The sequence below is a fragment of the Burkholderia glumae LMG 2196 = ATCC 33617 genome, assembly GCF_000960995.1.
In the GTDB taxonomy this organism is placed as follows: domain Bacteria; phylum Pseudomonadota; class Gammaproteobacteria; order Burkholderiales; family Burkholderiaceae; genus Burkholderia; species Burkholderia glumae.
Genome location: NZ_CP009434.1, coordinates 2247816 through 2263867 on the forward strand (window position 1 = coordinate 2247816; position 16052 = coordinate 2263867).

The following is a 16052-nucleotide window of genomic DNA, read 5'->3' on the forward strand; positions in this document are numbered from 1 at the left end:
GTGGAAAGGTCTGCGGCTAGGCCGCCGCTGCCCCGGCAGTGCCACGCTATAGGTTCCAGGCAAGGGCTTGCGACGATACCTGGGCAGCCGAATCAACTCATAGGAGAGGCCCGGATGTATGAAGTTCTTGATCAGCGGGGGCGCCGGGTCGTCATTACCGGCGCCAATAGCGGCACGGGCAGGGAGGCGGCCAGGCGATTGGCGGCGGCTGGTGCCGACCTCGTGATGGCGGTCCGCAGCGAGTCGAAGGGCGATGCTGCGCGTCGGGATTTGCAGGAGCAGTTTCCAGGCGCCTCGATTGAGGTTCGCATGATGGATCTCTCCAGCCTCGCGAGCGTGAGGGAGTTTGCCACCCAGTTGCTCGAGGAAGGGCGTCCCCTCGACCTGCTCGTGAACAACGCCGGCGTCATGATGCCTCCGAGGCGCGTACTGAGTTCCGACGGATTCGAGCTACAGTTTGCGACGAATTTCCTCGGTCACTTTGCACTGACCAATCTTCTGTTGCCGCTCTTGCTCGAAGCGAAGTCGCCGCGCGTCACCACGATGACAAGCAGCGCCGCGATCGGAGCCAAAATCAATTTCGACGATCTTCAAGGTGAAAGGTCGTACAAGCCCATGGCCGCGTATGCGCAGTCCAAGCTGGCCTGCCTGTTGCTGGCAAATCGATTGGCAGAAATTGCACACGAACGTCGCTGGCCCTTGCTCAGTACGAGCGCCCATCCGGGCCATGCGCGCACCAATCTACAGACAAGCGGCCCGAACCTGGGAACTGATTCAACCCGCAAGAGGCTATTGTTCAAGCTTGTACCGTCCATGAGCGTGGAGTGGGCCACTGATTCGCTCTTGCAAGCGGCGCTGGAGCCGACAGCCACGCAGGGCGCATTCTACGGCCCACGATTTCTGCTCATCGGGAACTCACATATTATCGAACAACCTCACTCCGCCAAGCGCGCGGATTCCATTCGGCTGTGGCACGTAGCGGAAACATTGACTCAAACGAGGCCGCCGCCGGTGTGATGGACAGAAGTACGGACTTGATCTGACAGCAAGGCCTTGCCAAGCGGTGCGGTTGCCCGTTTTGATAGAGGTGCGAAGCTTCATCGAAGCAGCGCGCAAGGGCCAGGAACTGGCCCCGTGAGTAGTCTCGACCCACATGTCGTCCGCCACGAGATCGGTCTGCTGAAACTGGCCATCGAGCCGGGCAGCGTGTCGAAAGCCTGCACGCTGTTCGACAATCGGCGCAAACCCAATCCCAAGAATCACGTCGATAAAGCGACGGAAATCGCCGTTCCGGCCTATGCCGTCGCGCAGCCCGCGCACGGGCAGGTTCGGGTCGGCAACGAATTCCGCCGGCGCTGGTTCGATCTGGCTGCGTCACGCGTTGTCGTCCTTCAAGCCGAGGCTCGTGGCGCTGGAGAAGCAGGCCGCTGCAAAAGGCATCGTGCTGAGCGGCGACGAGGTAGCCGCGCTGGAAAGAAGCACGATTATCAGCGGTACCTGACTATGAACGAACTACAGGTCGATCTCGATGCCTGGCTGCCCTACTACAACGGCGAGCGTCCCCGTCAAGGTAAGCTTTGTGGCCGCACGGCTCTGCAAACGCTCATCGCGGGCAAGGAGGTATGGCGTGAAAAAGTGCGCCAGCTGAATCCGATCTGACAGTCACGCACCGTCGGAACGGGCAACCGTCAGGTCCGGTCGCGAACTCTACGCCTAATCCGGCGGCTCCGCGCCGCTTTGCCTCTTCAGTGATCGCTTCGCCCTGATGCCTTAGCATTTAAGTGCTAACGTCGCCAAAAATGTCGGAAGGAAGTTGTCGATGACGAATCGAGGTTTCGGCTGTTCATCTTCGTAAAATCCTTTGAGCAAAAATCCGGCCTCAAGCTGCCCTCCAATCTGTTCGCTCAAGCTATGGCCGAACACCAGCGCTCCCTCGGCCCGCTTCAGAGCAAGCTCCGCTGGCGTCAGGTCGCGTACATCCGCGTAGGGAATTTTGAAGCGCGGCCGGATCAAGCCTTGCTCTGCCAACTCCGGATCTCGATCGGCAACGAACACGACCGGATTAAAGAAGCTGCTCAGCAATCGCCCGCCCCGCGCGCGCAGTACCCTGAAACACTCGTGCCACACTGGCCGCACGTCCGGAACATACAGGTTGGAGATCGGGTGAATGACGATGTCGAACGATTCATCTTCAAAGTCGGACAGATCGCACATATCGCCTTGTGCGATATTCAAGGCCAGGCCGTCTCGGCGTGCGACCCATTCGTCCTGTGCGAGTTGCATGGCCGATGCGTCGAAGACAGTCACTTCGGCGCCAGCGGCCGCAAGAATGGGGGCTTGCTGACCACCAGCAGAAGCCAGACATAGAATTCGCTGTCCGCGGACGTCGGTAAGCCAATCTGGCGGAAGGGGGCCGGGTGTCAAATGAACGCTCCAATCGCCGCGGCGAGCCGCGGCGATCACGTCGGCGCTGACGGGTTGGGACCATTCACAGCGGCTTTTCGCCTGGCGATCCCACGCCATGCGGTTATGGTCGAAAATATTGAACTCGTGGATCGGCAAGTCGGGCATCGTGCTTTCCTTCGAATGGCTGGAGAAATTGCCCGTCGATACACGTGCCGCATGCACAATTCCGCGTCACCGGACTGCGGCGCCCTCTCGTGGAGCGGAGGCCGGGAGCAGAATAATCGAAATGAATAAGCAATGCGGCTCGCGCATGAGGCAGCGAGTGGTCAAGATGCATGGCATCCAGGCATTACTCATTCATTCGAAACACCTTTCGATTTTTGGTGGCAGAACAGCATTATAAGCAATGCGCGGGCGATCGGTGTCAACGCGTCGGGCTCGCCCTCGGTGGGCATACAGGCGGGACCGCGGCACGTCCAATACCGCGCAGATCAGCTCGACCGATTCGCCTGCGCCAATCTGATCGATGACCTCGTACGTTCGATGCCTTCCGACATCAAGAGTGCGGTAGCCATTTTTTAAAATGGCCTTCTCACGTTCGAGGCGTTCGAGACGCGCCTCGAGTTCCTGAATACGCTGTTGATCCGGTGTGATTGCCTTGCCCTTCGGAGCGACGCCCTGGCGCTCCATCTGAAGTTGCTGCACCCAGCGGCGCAGCACCGTCTCGCCGACGCCGACCGAGCGGCTTGCTTCCAGATGGCTATCGCCCTGGTCGAGCACCAGACAGGCGGCTTGCTGTTTGAACTCCGGGGAAAACGTAAGTCGTTGCTTGCTCATCGGACACTTCTTCGTGGCGACCATGCTCGCCTAAATCAGTGTCCGGATTCATTAGGCCACTACAGCATGAGGCGTCCCGGCAAGGCGCGAATCGAACCGATCGCCAACCGCTCGCCGCGCGCGCTCACTTGCCCGCCCGCTGCGCCCCCACCGCCTTCCCCGACCGATGCGAAGGCGCAAACAACCGCAACCCGCTCGCCACGCTCGCCGCCGCCGAGAACCCGGCTCCCAGCGCCAACGCCAGCGTCGGTCCGTGCCGCCCGGCGATCCCGAAGCACAGCGCCACCAGCGCGGCCCCCGTCGCCTGCCCGATCAGCCGCGCCGTGGCGATGATCCCGCTCGCCCCGCCGCTGCGCTCGGGCGGCGCGCTCGCCATCAGCGCCTTCAGGTTTGGCGATTGAAAGAACCCGAACCCGGCCCCGCACAGCGCCATCCGCCAGACGATGTCGGCCACCTGCGGATACGCCGGCAGCCCCGCCAGCAAGCCCATCCCCACCGCCAGCACGGCCAGCCCCACCGCCCCGAGCAAGCCGGGCGGATAGCGATCCGACAGCCGCCCGGCCACAGGCGCCGCGAGCGCGACCACCACCGACCACGGCGTCATCAGGAAGCCCGTCTCCACCGCGCTGCGGTGCAGGACGTCCTCGAAGTAGAACGGCAGCGAAACGAACGCGAGCCCCTGCGCCGCGAACGAGCACACCGCCGTGACCGCCGACAGCGTGAACACCGGCCGCCGGAACAGATCCACCGGCAGCATCGGCGCGGCATGCCCCGCTTCGCGCCGCACCAGCAGCCAGCCGAACCCGAGCGCGACGCCGGCCGCGCCGAGGCTCAGCGCCAACGGCCCGCGCTGCGCGGCCTCGCCGAGCGCGAAGATCAGCGCCGCGAACGTGATCACGTTGAAGGCGGCCGCCAGCGGATCGAAGCCATGGCTGCCGCGCGGCGTCTGCGGCAGCGACGGGATCGCCACCGCTAGCGCGGCGATCCCGAGCGGCACGTTCACGGCGAACAGCCAGGGCCACGCGGCCACCGACAGGATCACCGAGGCCACGGTCGGCCCCACCGCGAACGACACGCCGACGATCAGCGCGTTGAGGCCGAGCCCGGCGCCGAGCCGGTGGGCGGGATAGAGGCAGCGGATCAGCGCGGCGTTGACGCTCATGATCGCGGCGGCGCCCAGGCCCTGCACGATCCGCGCGGCGGTCAGCATCGGCAGCGTGCTGACGAGCGAGCAGGCGAGCGAGGCGGCGGTGAACACGATCAGGCCGCCGATATAGACGCGGCGATGCCCGAGAATGTCGCCGAGCGCGGCGAGCGGCAGCAGCGTGGCGACCATCGCGAGCTGGTAGGCGTTGATGATCCACACCGAGGCGGCGGGCGCCGTGTAGAGGTCGGCGGCGATCGCGGGCAGCGCGGTGTTCGCGATCGCGGTATCGAGCGTGGCGAGCGCGACCGATAGCAGGATCGCGGTCATCGCCCGCCAGTTGAACGCCGGCTCCGCGGCGCGGCCGGCGTGGGCAGTTTCGGACAAGGCAGGACTCGGCGGGACGGGCGGTGCGGGAGACGCACCGCGGAATGGAACGACGCGCCGGCGCGTTTGTACCGATCCCGATCGTCAAACGCGCCGCCGCCCCCGCATTGTTGCAGAGCGTCGTGATTCTTGCTCGCTCGCGGCGCCGCTGCAAGCGGGTGGAAAGGCAACAGCAAGCACGATGTGGGCACGCCGTCCGCACGCTGTCACAGGCGCCATCTCGGCACACCACCGGCGCTGCAGCGGCACCGCCGCCGCCCCACCCCGTTCGAGCGCCGCGAACGGGCCTCCGGCGCGGCGTGGCCCCTAGCCGCCCGCGCCGCGATCGAGCGACGCCGCGCGGATCGCCTCGCCCGGCGCCTTGAAGGTCTGCTGCCTGAGCTGCGCAATCCGCGCGTCGCGATCCTGCGGCGCGAGCCCCTGCGCGGCGATCCGGTCGCGCTCGGCCGCGTAGGCGCGATAGCGGCTCTGCCAGGCATCGTCGTCCTGCTGCAGTTGCGCGGCGCGCGCGGCCGCTTCCGGCCCGAGCGTCTGCGCGATCTGCGCACGCATCTGGTCCGGCGTCGCGCCGGCCTTCTGCAAGTCGGCGATCTTCTTCACCGCGTCCTGCTGCGCCTGCAGCGCCGCCTGCTGGGCGCGCTCCCCCGGCGTCAGCTGCGCATCGAGCGCGGCCAGCCGCGCAGCCTTCTGCTCGGGGCTCAGCGAGGCGTCGTTGGCGATCCGGAGCCGTTCGAGGTCGTGGCGCTGCCGGCGCTGCTCGTCGCCGAAGAAGGGCCCGGCCCACTCGCCGAGCGTGCGATCGGCCAGCGCCGCGCGCTGGTCGAGCGCGAACTGCATGGCGGTCGGATCGAGCTTGTCGCCGAGCACCGCGTTGTCACCGGGCAATTTGCCGAGCGCGTCGAAATAGGCGCGATAGCGCCGCCACACGTCGAGCGCCTCGGCCTGGGCGGGGCTGCCGTCGAGCTGCGCGGCAATCTCGCGCCGCACCAGCACGTCGAGCGCGGCGGGCGTCAGGTCGCCTTGCGCGGTCAGGCAATAGTCGAAGAAGTCGCGCACCGCACGGGTTCTCGCGAGCCGGCCGTCGGCGCCGAGCGGCAGGCGCGGCGCATTCGAGCCGGCCAGCGTGGCAGGCAGCGCCACCGGCAACGGCGCGGCGGCATCGGCCGCGCCGCTCGCCGTGCCGGGCCGGCCGGCCGGGGCGGCCGCGCCCGCCGCGGCCGGCGCGGGGGCGGGGCCGGCAGGCCGCAGCCACAGCGCGATCGCGGCACACGAGGCGACCGCGACGGCCGCGGCCAGCGCGAACGACGCACCGCGCCTCGGCCACGCGGATCGCCCGCCGCGCGCCGCACGATCGCCCGTCGCCATCACACGCCCTGCAGCTTGAGCCGGTTCACATGGGTGCGGATCACCGCAAGCGGGTCTTCCGCGTTGGCGCCGCGCACGCCGAGCAGCTGGTTGATCTCGTCGAGATGGTTCCAGTGATAGCTGGTGCTGATCACCTGCCCGAACAGCGAGCTGCACCGCGAGACCAGCCCGTCGTTCTGCCCCGAGGCGCGATTGATCATCACCGTGCCGGTGGCGAGCAACACCAGCGTGGACGGGTCGGCCACGTTCGCGGCGTCGATCAGGCCGGTGCTGGTGTCGCTCGCGCCGGTCACGCCGAGCACGGTCGAGGTCGGCTGGATCGCCGTACCGCCCCACGAATAGAGCAGATGCTGGTTACCGCCGACGGTTTCGGTCGCCGCGCCGGTCTGGCACGAGCCGGGCGCGCCCAGGCCCGCGCTCGGGAAGTTCCGGTTGTAGACGGCGGCCTGCGCGGTGGTCAGCGTCTTCAGCGCCGCCAGCGCGTCCTGGTTGGGATTGTGCGAGCTGCTGACGAGCGTGCCGAACACGTTGACGAAGCCGGCGATCACCTTCGACGAAAGCCCGGTCGGATCGACCTTCAGCACGTCCTGCACGAAGTCGGCGAACTCGGAGCCGCGATGCGGCGTGCCGATCGTCGTCACCGACGCCACCAGTTGCGGCGCGACAGCGGCGACATAGCGCGAGGTCAGGCCGCCCTGGCTGTGGCCGATCAGATTCACCTTGGTCGCGCCGGTGGCCGCGAGCACCTGCTTCACGTAGGCGAGCAACTGCTCGCCGCGCCCGTTCGGGCCGTCGTCGCTCTGGAACCCGGACAGGTTCGCCACGTACACCTTCGCGCCGTGCGATTCCAGATCGCTCTGGATTCCGTACCAGTAGTCCAGCACATTCGCGTACTTGTCGGTGCCCGTGAGGCCGTGGACGAGAATCACCGGATAACGCGTCGCCGCGTAGGTGTCCGCCGCGACGGCCGCGGGCGACGCGGCCATCGTCAAGCCTGCCACGCCGGCCAGCGGCATCGCCCCCAATGCCCATGCCACCGCCTTCGCCACCAGTCTGGAACGCATCGATCTGACCATGTTTATCTCCATCGTTATCGGTTACGTCGATCGGGATGCCACGCCACGCCGTGCCGTGTCATCAGCCGTCACGCTCGCGCAGCAAGTGTGGAGTGAAGCATGACGGCGCGGCTCCTGTCCGCAATCAGACGTTCGTTTAGATGGGCGTCTCTATTCGATGGACAAGGCCGCATGCGGGCGGCGGGTGGGCGCGCGACGGGGCGGATGCTGCAGCGCGCAAGCCGGCGCCATCGATTCGGTGGATGACGTGCCGCGAGCGGGCCGCGCAGGCACGGTGCCGAGCCGGTTGCGGACGCAACAATCGCGCCGTTTCGCGGCGATTGCATCGCGAATCGTCATGATGCGGCGCGAGGCATATTGCAGTGCAGCGCGAGGGCTGCGCCGCGCCCCACCCGCCCGCGTTCCGGGTGGCGACAGGACGGCTTCGGGGGAGCCGGGGCGCGCGTGCGGCGCGCGCGGGCTCAGGGCAGGATCCGGCGCAGCGTCGCGTCGCGCTTCACGAAGTGATGCCAGAGCGCGGCCAGCGCGTGCAGTGCGATCACATAGTAGAACGCGTTGCCGAGCCACTCGTGGGTTTCCTTCAGCGGCCCGCGCAGGGCCGGGTTCGGGCCGAACAGCGTAAACGACAGATGCAGCGGCGTGATCTCCACGGGGTGGCCGCCCATGTTGACGAACGCGATGCCGAGCAGCGGCTGGCCGAGCGTGAACAGGTACAGCATGAGATGCGCGAGTTTCGCGAGCAGCGCGAGCACGAACGGCTGCGGCAGCGGGTCAGGCCGGCGCGACGAGAAGCGCCACAGCACGCGCAGGATCGACAGCGTCAGCACCAGCGTGCCGGCGGCGAAATGCACGCTGGTCCAGAACGTGCGGCTGTCGGTGCCCTTCGGGCCGCGGATCTCGATCGCCAGATAGGCGAGCGCGACGAGCAGGACGATCAGCCAGTGGAAGGCGATCGCGGGACGGTTATAGCGCGGCTGGGTCGCGAGGATATTCTTCATCGGGGCGTCGGCGAGCAGGTATTGGTAGGATGAATGGGACGCGTGTGTCGGCGCCGGTGGTCCGCCGGCTGCCGCGGTGCGATTGTACCGGGCGCGCCGCACGACTGGCGCATCCGCGCCGCCGCGCAGCCATGCCAGCAGTCAAATCGTGGCGCGGCCGGCACGGCGGCGGCGCGCCGGCTGCCGCCGTCCCGCGGCAAACGCCGCGCCGGCCGCCCGCCGCAGCAAACAAAAACGCCGCGCATCGCGCGCGGCGTCCGGTGCAACGCGGCGCCTCCCGGGCCGGGAGCGCGCCGCCTGCGGGCCGGCGGCCTCAGCCGCCGTTGCGCGGCAGGAACGTCATCGGATCGACGGGCTTGCCGTCCTGGCGCACCTCGAAGTCGAACGAGGAGCGGCCGTCCGCATCGGTCTGCATCTCGGCGACGGGCTGGCCGGCGCTGACGGCGTCACCGTCGTTCACGAGCAGCCTGCCGTTGTGGCCGTAGGCGGTAATCAGCCCGCTCTCGTGCTTCAGGATCACGAGCGGGCCGTACTTCGCCACGCCGTTGCCGGCATAGACCACGCGCCCCGCCGCCGCCGCGCGCACGGTCTTGTCGCCGGTGGAGGTGATGGTGATGCCGCGCGTGCGGCCCGGGATGAAGCGCGAGGTGACGGTGCCCTGCGCGGGCCACGCCAGCATCGGCTGCGCCTCGGCGGGCGGCGTGCCCGGCAGCGCCGACGCCGAAGGCGAGGTGCCGCCCGGCACCGGCGAGGTGACCGCGGTCGTGCCGGGCGGCGGCGCGACGCGCAGCACCTGGCCCGGCGTCAGCATGTCGGTGGACGCGATGTGGTTCCAGTTCGCCAGGTCCTGCACCCGCTGGCCGAAGCCCGCCGCGATGCCGGGCAGCGTGTCGCCGGGGTTCACGCGGTAGTAGCCGGCCAGCACGCCCGCCTGCGACTGGCGGCTCGGCTGCGCTTGCTGGGACGGCTGCCAGTTGTCCGTCCATGGCGTCATCGTGCAGCCGCCGACGAGCGCCGCGCCGGCCGCAAGCCCGATCGCGCGCGAGACGGCGCGACGGTACGTGGTGGTTTCGGTGAAGATCGTTCTTCTCAAGCTGCCTCCCTAGTTTCGCTTCGCGGCGGCGGGCCGCGCATCGCCAACGCCGCCCGCCGCCTGGCCCGATACGGGCCGGTCCCGAGGACTGGGACCGTCAGACGCTGCCTTCGGTTTCCACGACGAGAATACGGGCTTCTCCTCGCGGATGGGCGACGTGCTCGGTGCCCACCGTGGCGTGAAAGATGTCGCCGGCATCGAGCACGGCAACGTGCTCGCCGGCGGCATCGCGATAATGCATGTCGACTTGCCCGTCGAGCACGACGAACACCTCCTCACCTTCGTTCACATGCCAGATGTAAGGTTGGTCGGTCCAGTGCAGCCGGGTCGTGATACCGCGCATGTTCGCGATATCGAGCGCGCCCCAGGCGCGCGACGCGGTAAAGGTCTTGCTGCGAATCAGCTTCATGGCGTATCCCGGCGCGGCGCGCCCGGCGCCGCTGTCTCGCCGCGCGGCCCGGCCCGGCCGCTGCGTGCCCGTCGGATAGTACCCGCTCGGCGCGAATTGCGGAACCTTCGTGCCCCGATTCAAGGCCGCGCCTGCCGCCGATGCGGCACGAATTTCGCCATACGAAAAAGCGCCGGCCCGTGATTCCTCGCGGAACTCACGGGCCGGCGCTCGTCACCCCGCCTGCCTCGTCGATGCTTCATGAGCAGGCGGCGTGCCTGGGCGGCATGTCCTGCCGCGCTCGCTGGATCAGCGGCCCTTGTAGACCGGGGCACCGTCGGCGATGCGGCGGACCTTCGACGGCGTGCCCGATTCGACGCCGGCGGCCGGCTGGGCGCCGTAACCGCTGGTGTCGGCCACGGCACCGTCCTGCTGCGGGTGGACCCGCGCTTCGGCCGCCTGGATGTCGTTCGGGTAATTGACGGTGTTCGCGTTCGGGCTGTAACCGGCGTTTTCCAGCTGGATCAGTTCGGACTTCACTTGAGCGCGCGTGAGCGGGCCGTTCGATTGTTGGGCGAACGACACGGCCGGGACGGCGAGGACGGTAGCAGCAGCAACAGTAGCGATCAGCGATTTCATGATTTTCACCTCCGAGACTTTTTTTGCTCCGCCGCCCACACCATGTGAACAGCGAGTGATGTGAAGTCTAGTCGCATTGCAACCTAGGGAAAACCATGAAACGACGAAAACACTGTTTCGTTAAAGACACTAATCACGAATCTCCAACGCGATTGACCCGCTGGATAGCGTGGTTATTTGCAACAATTACCGCCTCGCCGCGGCTCAGGCCCAATTGGCGTGGAAGCTGCCGGGCTTGTCGGTACGTTCGAAGGTATGCGCGCCGAAGAAGTCGCGCTGCGCCTGCACCAGGTTCGCCGGCAGCCGCGCCGAACGGTAGCTGTCGAAATAGGCGATCGCCGACGAGAAGGCCGGCACCGGCACGCCGGCCTTGACCGCGGCCACCACCACGTCGCGCAGCGCCGCCTGGTAGTTCGCCGAAATCTCCTTGAAGTACGGATCGAGCAGCAGGTTCGCGAGCTCCGGATTGGCCGTATAGGCGTCGGTGATCTTCTGCAGGAAACGCGCACGGATGATGCAGCCCGCGCGGAAGATCCGTGCGATCTCGCCGAGGTTGAGCTTCCAGCCGTACTCCTTCGAGGCCGTGTCCAGCTGCGCGAAGCCCTGCGCATACGAGATCACCTTGCTCAGGTACAGCGCGCGGCGCACCGCCTCGATGAACGCGGCCCGATCGCCGTCGAGCTTGCCCGCGGCCGGGCCGCTCAACACCTTGCTCGCAGCCACGCGCTGCGTCTTCAGCGACGACAGCACGCGCGCGAACACCGATTCGGTGATGAGCGGCAGCGGCACGCCGAGATCCAGCGCGTTCTGGCTGGTCCACTTGCCGGTGCCCTTTTGCGCGGCGCGATCGAGGATCACGTCCACCAGGTATTCGCCGGTCTCGTCGTCCTTCTTGCCGAAGATCTTCGAGGTGATCTCGATCAGGTAGCTGTCGAGCTCGCCCTGGTTCCACTCGGTGTAGACGCGGCCCAGCTCCTCGTTCGAAAGGCCGGCCACCTGCTTGAGCACGGCGTAGCTTTCGGCGATCAGCTGCATGTCGCCGTACTCGATGCCGTTGTGGACCATCTTCACGAAATGGCCGGCGCCGTCCGGCCCCATGTAGGCCACGCAAGGCTCGCCGTCGGGCGCCTTCGCGGCGATCTGCTTGAGGATCGGCTCGACCAGGTCGTAGGCATCGCGCTGGCCGCCAGGCATGATCGACGGGCCGTGCAAGGCGCCCTCCTCGCCGCCCGACACGCCGGTGCCGATGAAGTGCAGGCCCGATTGCGCGAGCTCCTGATTGCGGCGGATGGTGTCGGTGAAATGCGTGTTGCCGCCGTCGATCAGCACGTCGCCCTTGCCGAGCAGCGGCTTGAGCGCCGCGATGGTGGCGTCCGTCGCCTCGCCGGCCTTGACCATCAGCAGAATCTTGCGCGGCGTCTCGAGCGACCCGACGAATTCCTCCAGCGTGTAGGTCGGCACCAGTTGGCGGTCGGGGAATTCGGCGATCAGCTCGTCGGTCTTGTCTCGGCTGCGGTTGTACACGGACACGGCATGGCCGCGGCTCTCGATGTTCAATGCCAGATTGCGGCCCATGACGGCCATCCCGACCACGCCGATTGCTTGCTTGCCCATTGTTCACTCTCCGATCAAATCACGGCGCGGCCCGACCGAGCCGCGCGCACAAGCCGCAAGGATACGGGAAAACCGCATGGCGACGCTGCGGCGCGCTCAGCGCGCGCGCCGCCGGAACACCACGCAGAGGTTGTTGGCCGGCATCTCGGTGACCTGCGCCGCCTCGAATCCGGCGGCCTGCGCCAGCGCGTCCACGGCCTCCAGATCGCGCACGCCCCAGGCCGCGTCGCGCTGGCGCAATTGCGCGTCGAACGCCTCGTTGGACGGCGCCGTGTGCGCGCCGTTGCGCCGGTACGGGCCGTACAGCACCAGCACGCCGCCGTCGTCGAGCCGGCGCGCGGCGCCGTCGATCAGCGCCCGGCACGCCTCCCACGGCGAGATGTGGATCATGTTGATGCAGACCACGGCGTCGAGGCCGCGAGTGCCGTCGAGCGGCCAGCGCTCGGCGCGCACGTCGAGCGGCAGCGGCGCGCGCAGGTTCGGCAGCGCCGCGTCGGCGACGCGCGCGGCGATCGACGCGAGCGCCTTCGAGTCCGGATCGGTCGGCTGCCAGACCAGCCGCGGCAGCGCGGCGGCGAAGTACGCGGCGTGCTGGCCGGTGCCGCTCGCGACCTCGAGCACGGTGCCCGCCTCGGGCAGGACCTCGCGCAGTACCGCGAGGATCGGCTCGCGATTGCGCTCGGCGGCCGGCGCGTGCAGGCGCACGGCGCCGTTGGGCAAGGCGGGATTCGGCGTGGCGTCGGAAGGGTTCGGATTCGTCATGGAGAGAAAATCGGCGTGAGCCCGACAGGGCGGATGGGCGCAGTGTGCCGCATCGGCCGCCGATGCGCGATGCGGCCGGCGCGGTTTCGCCTCGCGCCGCGCCGCCGGCCCCCGGCGCACTGGCTGCGGGCCAGCGCCGGAGGCCGGCGGCACCGGGCCGGCCGGGGCAGCGTCGCGCATCCCGCTCGCCCTGGCTGTTGCCGAGCCTGCCGCGCGCGCCCTCGGCCGTCGAATTCAGCCGGTGCATTCATGCCGGCAAGTGGCCGGCCGGACCGCCGCCGAGCCCGAGCCGCCCGGCCAGCGCGTCGAGCGCGGGCCCGCACGGCACCTCGACCTTCAGCGCGAGCAGCGGATCGGCACGCGTGCGGCCGAGGTTGAGGGCGGCCACGGGCTTGCCGCGCTGCCCTGCCCAGACGCAGAAGCGGTAACCCGAATACACCATCAGCGACGAGCCGACCACCAGCATCGCGTCGGCCTCGTCGAGCGCGAGCGCCGCCGCGGCAACGCGCTCGCGCGGCACGTTCTCGCCGAAGAACACCACGGCCGGCTTCAGCATGCCGCCGCAGATCGGGCAGTCCGGCACGCGGAACGCATCGAGCACCGCCCGCTCCTCCAGCTGCGCGTCGCCGTCCGCCAGCGGCGCGGCCTCCACGGCGAGCAGCGCGGGATTGTCGGCCTCGAGCGTGAGCTGGATCGCGGCGCGCGAATGGTGGGCGCCGCAGGCCAGGCAGGTCACGCCGTCGATGCCGCCGTGCAGCTCGATCACGTCGGCGCTGCCGGCGCGCTGATGCAGGCCGTCCACGTTCTGCGTGACCAGCCGGCCGATGCGCCCGGCCGCGCCGATCCGGGCCAGCGCGAGGTGCGCGGCGTTCGGCCGGGCGCGGCCCACCACCGGCCAGCCGAGCATGCTGCGTGCCCAATAACGGCGCCGCGCCTGCTCGGAGCCGACGAATTCCTGATACTGGATCGGCTGGGAGCGCATCCACTGGCCATTGCGGTCGCGATAGCCGGGAATGCCGGAATCGGTGCTGATGCCGGCGCCCGTCAGGACGAACAGGCGCGGATGGCGTTCGACGAAGGCCTGCAGCGCATCGAGCGCCGCGGGGTCCGCCGTCGAATCGATGAGGGCCGCGGCGGACAGGGGATCTGGATCGTTCATGGCTGGTGGGGAAGTCCGGCAGGCGCGGCGCGGGAGCGCGGCCGATGCCTGCCTGATGACCATTGTGGGGCCATCATACCGAACCCGCCCGCCGCGCGGCGCTGCCCCGCCCGGCTGGATCGCAGGAGCGGCGCGGCATCTCGCGCCGGAACACCGCGTGGCGCCGCCGTTGCATAGGCACAACGCATGGAAATCCCCTGCAGATTTCGCTTGCCACGCCTAGTACAAACCCTTAGCATCGGGTTTGTCTCCTCCATGTCTCCAACATGGATTCAGCCCGCAACGCTGTTGCGGGCTTTTTCTTTGGTGGCGCCGTTATCGTTGCTGCAACATTGGCGCCCCTGCCCCGGCGCGCCGCGTCCGCGCCCTTTCCAGCTCGACGCCGCGCCGCTCAGGCGCGCCGCCCGACACGGGCCAGGGCCGCTGCGGCTGCGGCGGGCCATCTGTCCCGCGCGCGATCGCGGCATGATCAATCGGGACAACCGCGCCGCCCGGCCGGGTCGCCGACCGCCCGCACCGACAGCAGGCCTGCCGAATCGCATTCGTCGCGCGCCAGCGGCGCGCCGGCCTTAAGCGCCGGTGCGCCGCCCGGGCGGCCGCGCACGAAGCGCCGGCCGGCCGGGCCGTACACCGCGTCCGGCTCCGGGAACAGTTGCAGGAACAGCAGGTACAGGCCGCCGCCGAGCACCATCGACACCGGCACGCTCAGGTCGAGCCCGCCCCCCAGGTTGCCGAGCACGCCCACGAACTGCCCCGGCAGGTTCACGCAGGCCAGGCCGATCAGCGCCGCCGGCAGCCACGCGCCGATCGCCCGCAGGTTCCAGCCGTGCGTGAACCAGTAATGCCCGCCGCGTCCGCCGCGATTGAACACCTGCAGGTCGTCGGCGAGATAGTGGCCGCGCCGCGTCACGTAGCCGATCACCATGATGGCCATCCACGGGCAGCTGAACGTGCCGATCAGCGTCGAGAAGGTCGAGACGCTCTCCACCAGGTTGAACGCGAAGCGCCCGATGAAGATGAAGCCGATCGCGAGCGTGCCGATCAGGACCGTCGCGCTCACGCGGTTCAGCCACTTCGGCACCATGCTCGACACGTCGAGGCCGGTGCCGTAGAGCGCGGTGGTGCCCGTCGACATCCCGCCGATGATCGCGATCACGCAGGTGGGCAGCAGGAACCAGCGCGGCGAGACGGCCAGCAGGCCGCCGACGTAGTCGTTGGCGGCGATGAACGACGGCGCGCGGGTAGCGATGATGGTGGCGGTGGCCAGGCCGAAGAAGAACGGCACGAAGGTCGCGATCTGCGCGACGAACACGGCGCCCATCACGCGATAGCGCGGCGTGGTATCGGGGATGTAGCGCGCCCAGTCGCCGAGCGTGGAGGCGAACGACACCGGATTGCTCATGGCGACCAGCGCCGCGCCGCAGAACGCGGCCCAGAAGCCCGGGCTGTCGGTGCTGAGCGTGCCGGCGTAGTGGGCGTCGAAGCTGCCGGCGAACGCCACGGCGCCTGCGGCGAACATCAGGCTCGCGGTCCATACCGCGATCCGGTTCACCCACAGCATGAAGCGAAAGCCGTAGATGCAGACGATCAGCACCAGCACCGCGAACACCAGGTACGACGCGCCCACCGTGGCGCCGTTCACGGGCAGCCCGACCAGGCTGTGCGCGCCGCCCACGAGCGCGTCGCCGGAACTCCACACCGCGAGCGAGAAGAACGCGACCGAGGTGAGCAGCGCGAGGAACGAGCCGACGATGCGGCCGTGAATGCCGAAGTGCGCGCCCGAGGACACCGGATCGTTGGTGCCGTTGCAGGTGCCGAACAGGCTCATCGGCGCGAGTATGCAGGTGCCGCCGATCACGCCGAGCAGGATCGACAGGACGCCCGCTCGAAACGACAGGCCGACCAGCACCGGAAAACTGCCGAGCACCGAGGTGGAGAAGGTATTGCAGCCGCCGAACAGCAGCCGGAACAGGTCGATCGGCCGCGCATCGCGCGCGGCGTCGGGAATGCGTTCGAAACTGAAGGCCTCGACGCTGGTCATGCCGGCGTGCTCGGCAGGGATATCGCTCATTGTCTCGCTCCATTCGGGCGCCGGTCCGGGCCGCTCGCGGCCGGCCGGTGTGTTGTGCCGGCCGGCGTCTCGCCTGGCCGGTCCGGCGTCGCAATCATTTTGGATTCCTGATG

General features: G+C 68.5%; 13 protein-coding genes and 2 pseudogenes. 2 read left to right on the plus strand and 13 right to left on the minus strand.

Annotation, left to right across the window (positions count from 1 at the left end; genetic code table 11):
• Positions 1 to 114 precede the first annotated feature (114 nt).
• Positions 115 to 1017 carry an SDR family oxidoreductase gene (locus KS03_RS10230; protein WP_012733590.1) on the plus strand — a complete coding sequence of 301 codons (903 nt, stop codon included), beginning with the start codon at positions 115 to 117 and terminating at the stop codon, positions 1015 to 1017.
• Between the two features lie 117 nt (positions 1018 to 1134).
• Positions 1135 to 1659: pseudogene (locus KS03_RS29825) on the plus strand (hypothetical protein).
• A 111-nt stretch (positions 1660 to 1770) separates the two neighbouring features.
• Here KS03_RS29825 and KS03_RS10240 read toward each other — a convergent pair.
• The 13 genes and pseudogenes from KS03_RS10240 to KS03_RS10300 all read right to left on the minus strand — a co-directional run bounded on the left by KS03_RS10240 (position 1771) and on the right by KS03_RS10300 (position 15939).
• Positions 1771 to 2571 carry a class I SAM-dependent methyltransferase gene (locus KS03_RS10240; RefSeq protein WP_012733589.1) on the minus strand — a complete coding sequence of 267 codons (801 nt, stop codon included), beginning with the start codon at positions 2569 to 2571 and terminating at the stop codon, positions 1771 to 1773.
• A gap of 356 nt (positions 2572 to 2927) precedes the next feature.
• Positions 2928 to 3243: pseudogene (locus KS03_RS32745) on the minus strand (transposase); the annotation flags it as partial.
• A gap of 124 nt (positions 3244 to 3367) precedes the next feature.
• Positions 3368 to 4717 carry an MFS transporter gene (locus KS03_RS10250; protein WP_088499486.1) on the minus strand — a complete coding sequence of 450 codons (1350 nt, stop codon included), beginning with the start codon at positions 4715 to 4717 and terminating at the stop codon, positions 3368 to 3370.
• Between the two features lie 363 nt (positions 4718 to 5080).
• Positions 5081 to 6139, minus strand: coding sequence for a lipase secretion chaperone (locus KS03_RS10255; protein WP_012733586.1), 1059 nt, complete (start codon positions 6137 to 6139; stop codon positions 5081 to 5083).
• Positions 6139 to 7215, minus strand: coding sequence for an alpha/beta hydrolase (locus KS03_RS10260; protein ID WP_012733585.1), 1077 nt, complete (start codon positions 7213 to 7215; stop codon positions 6139 to 6141). Before KS03_RS10260 ends, KS03_RS10255 begins: the two co-directional genes overlap by 1 nt.
• Before the next feature lie 461 nt (positions 7216 to 7676).
• Positions 7677 to 8213, minus strand: coding sequence for a cytochrome b (locus tag KS03_RS10265; protein WP_012733584.1), 537 nt, complete (start codon positions 8211 to 8213; stop codon positions 7677 to 7679).
• 313 nt (positions 8214 to 8526) lie between these two features.
• The gene (locus KS03_RS10270; RefSeq protein ID WP_012733583.1) at positions 8527 to 9306 is read right to left on the minus strand and encodes a peptidoglycan DD-metalloendopeptidase family protein; all 780 of its coding nucleotides are present in this window, start codon (positions 9304 to 9306) and stop codon (positions 8527 to 8529) included.
• 97 nt (positions 9307 to 9403) lie between these two features.
• Entirely contained in the window at positions 9404 to 9715 is a 312-nt protein-coding gene (locus KS03_RS10275; protein WP_012733582.1) for a cupin domain-containing protein, read from the minus strand.
• Between the two features lie 288 nt (positions 9716 to 10003).
• Positions 10004 to 10333: a DUF4148 domain-containing protein gene (locus KS03_RS10280; protein ID WP_012733581.1), complete on the minus strand. Its 330-nt coding sequence runs from the start codon at positions 10331 to 10333 to the stop codon at positions 10004 to 10006.
• Between the two features lie 204 nt (positions 10334 to 10537).
• Entirely contained in the window at positions 10538 to 11947 is a 1410-nt protein-coding gene (gene gndA / locus KS03_RS10285; protein WP_012733580.1) for an NADP-dependent phosphogluconate dehydrogenase, read from the minus strand.
• A gap of 96 nt (positions 11948 to 12043) precedes the next feature.
• Positions 12044 to 12709: a DUF938 domain-containing protein gene (locus tag KS03_RS10290; protein WP_012733579.1), complete on the minus strand. Its 666-nt coding sequence runs from the start codon at positions 12707 to 12709 to the stop codon at positions 12044 to 12046.
• Between the two features lie 247 nt (positions 12710 to 12956).
• On the minus strand, positions 12957 to 13868 hold the full coding sequence (locus KS03_RS10295; protein ID WP_012733578.1) for an NAD-dependent protein deacetylase: 912 nt from the start codon (positions 13866 to 13868) through the stop codon (positions 12957 to 12959).
• A gap of 469 nt (positions 13869 to 14337) precedes the next feature.
• On the minus strand, positions 14338 to 15939 hold the full coding sequence (locus KS03_RS10300; protein ID WP_012733577.1) for a purine-cytosine permease family protein: 1602 nt from the start codon (positions 15937 to 15939) through the stop codon (positions 14338 to 14340).
• Between the last annotated feature and the right edge of the window lie 113 nt (positions 15940 to 16052).

Excerpts from the sequence above, each read along its gene's own strand:
- KS03_RS10290 (WP_012733579.1), bottom strand. The coding sequence starts at position 12,709 with ATGACGAATCCGAACCCTTCCGACGCCACGCCGAATCCCGCCTTGCCC.
- KS03_RS10240 (WP_012733589.1), bottom strand. The coding sequence starts at position 2,571 with ATGCCCGACTTGCCGATCCACGAGTTCAATATTTTCGACCATAACCGC.
- KS03_RS10275 (WP_012733582.1), bottom strand. The coding sequence starts at position 9,715 with ATGAAGCTGATTCGCAGCAAGACCTTTACCGCGTCGCGCGCCTGGGGC.
- KS03_RS10300 (WP_012733577.1), bottom strand. The coding sequence starts at position 15,939 with ATGAGCGATATCCCTGCCGAGCACGCCGGCATGACCAGCGTCGAGGCC.
- KS03_RS10265 (WP_012733584.1), bottom strand. The coding sequence starts at position 8,213 with ATGAAGAATATCCTCGCGACCCAGCCGCGCTATAACCGTCCCGCGATC.
- KS03_RS10260 (WP_012733585.1), bottom strand. The coding sequence starts at position 7,215 with ATGGTCAGATCGATGCGTTCCAGACTGGTGGCGAAGGCGGTGGCATGG.
- KS03_RS10230 (WP_012733590.1), top strand. The coding sequence starts at position 115 with ATGTATGAAGTTCTTGATCAGCGGGGGCGCCGGGTCGTCATTACCGGC.
- KS03_RS10255 (WP_012733586.1), bottom strand. The coding sequence starts at position 6,139 with ATGGCGACGGGCGATCGTGCGGCGCGCGGCGGGCGATCCGCGTGGCCG.
- KS03_RS10250 (WP_088499486.1), bottom strand. The coding sequence starts at position 4,717 with ATGACCGCGATCCTGCTATCGGTCGCGCTCGCCACGCTCGATACCGCG.
- gndA (WP_012733580.1), bottom strand. The coding sequence starts at position 11,947 with ATGGGCAAGCAAGCAATCGGCGTGGTCGGGATGGCCGTCATGGGCCGC.
- KS03_RS10280 (WP_012733581.1), bottom strand. The coding sequence starts at position 10,333 with ATGAAATCGCTGATCGCTACTGTTGCTGCTGCTACCGTCCTCGCCGTC.
- KS03_RS10295 (WP_012733578.1), bottom strand. The coding sequence starts at position 13,868 with ATGAACGATCCAGATCCCCTGTCCGCCGCGGCCCTCATCGATTCGACG.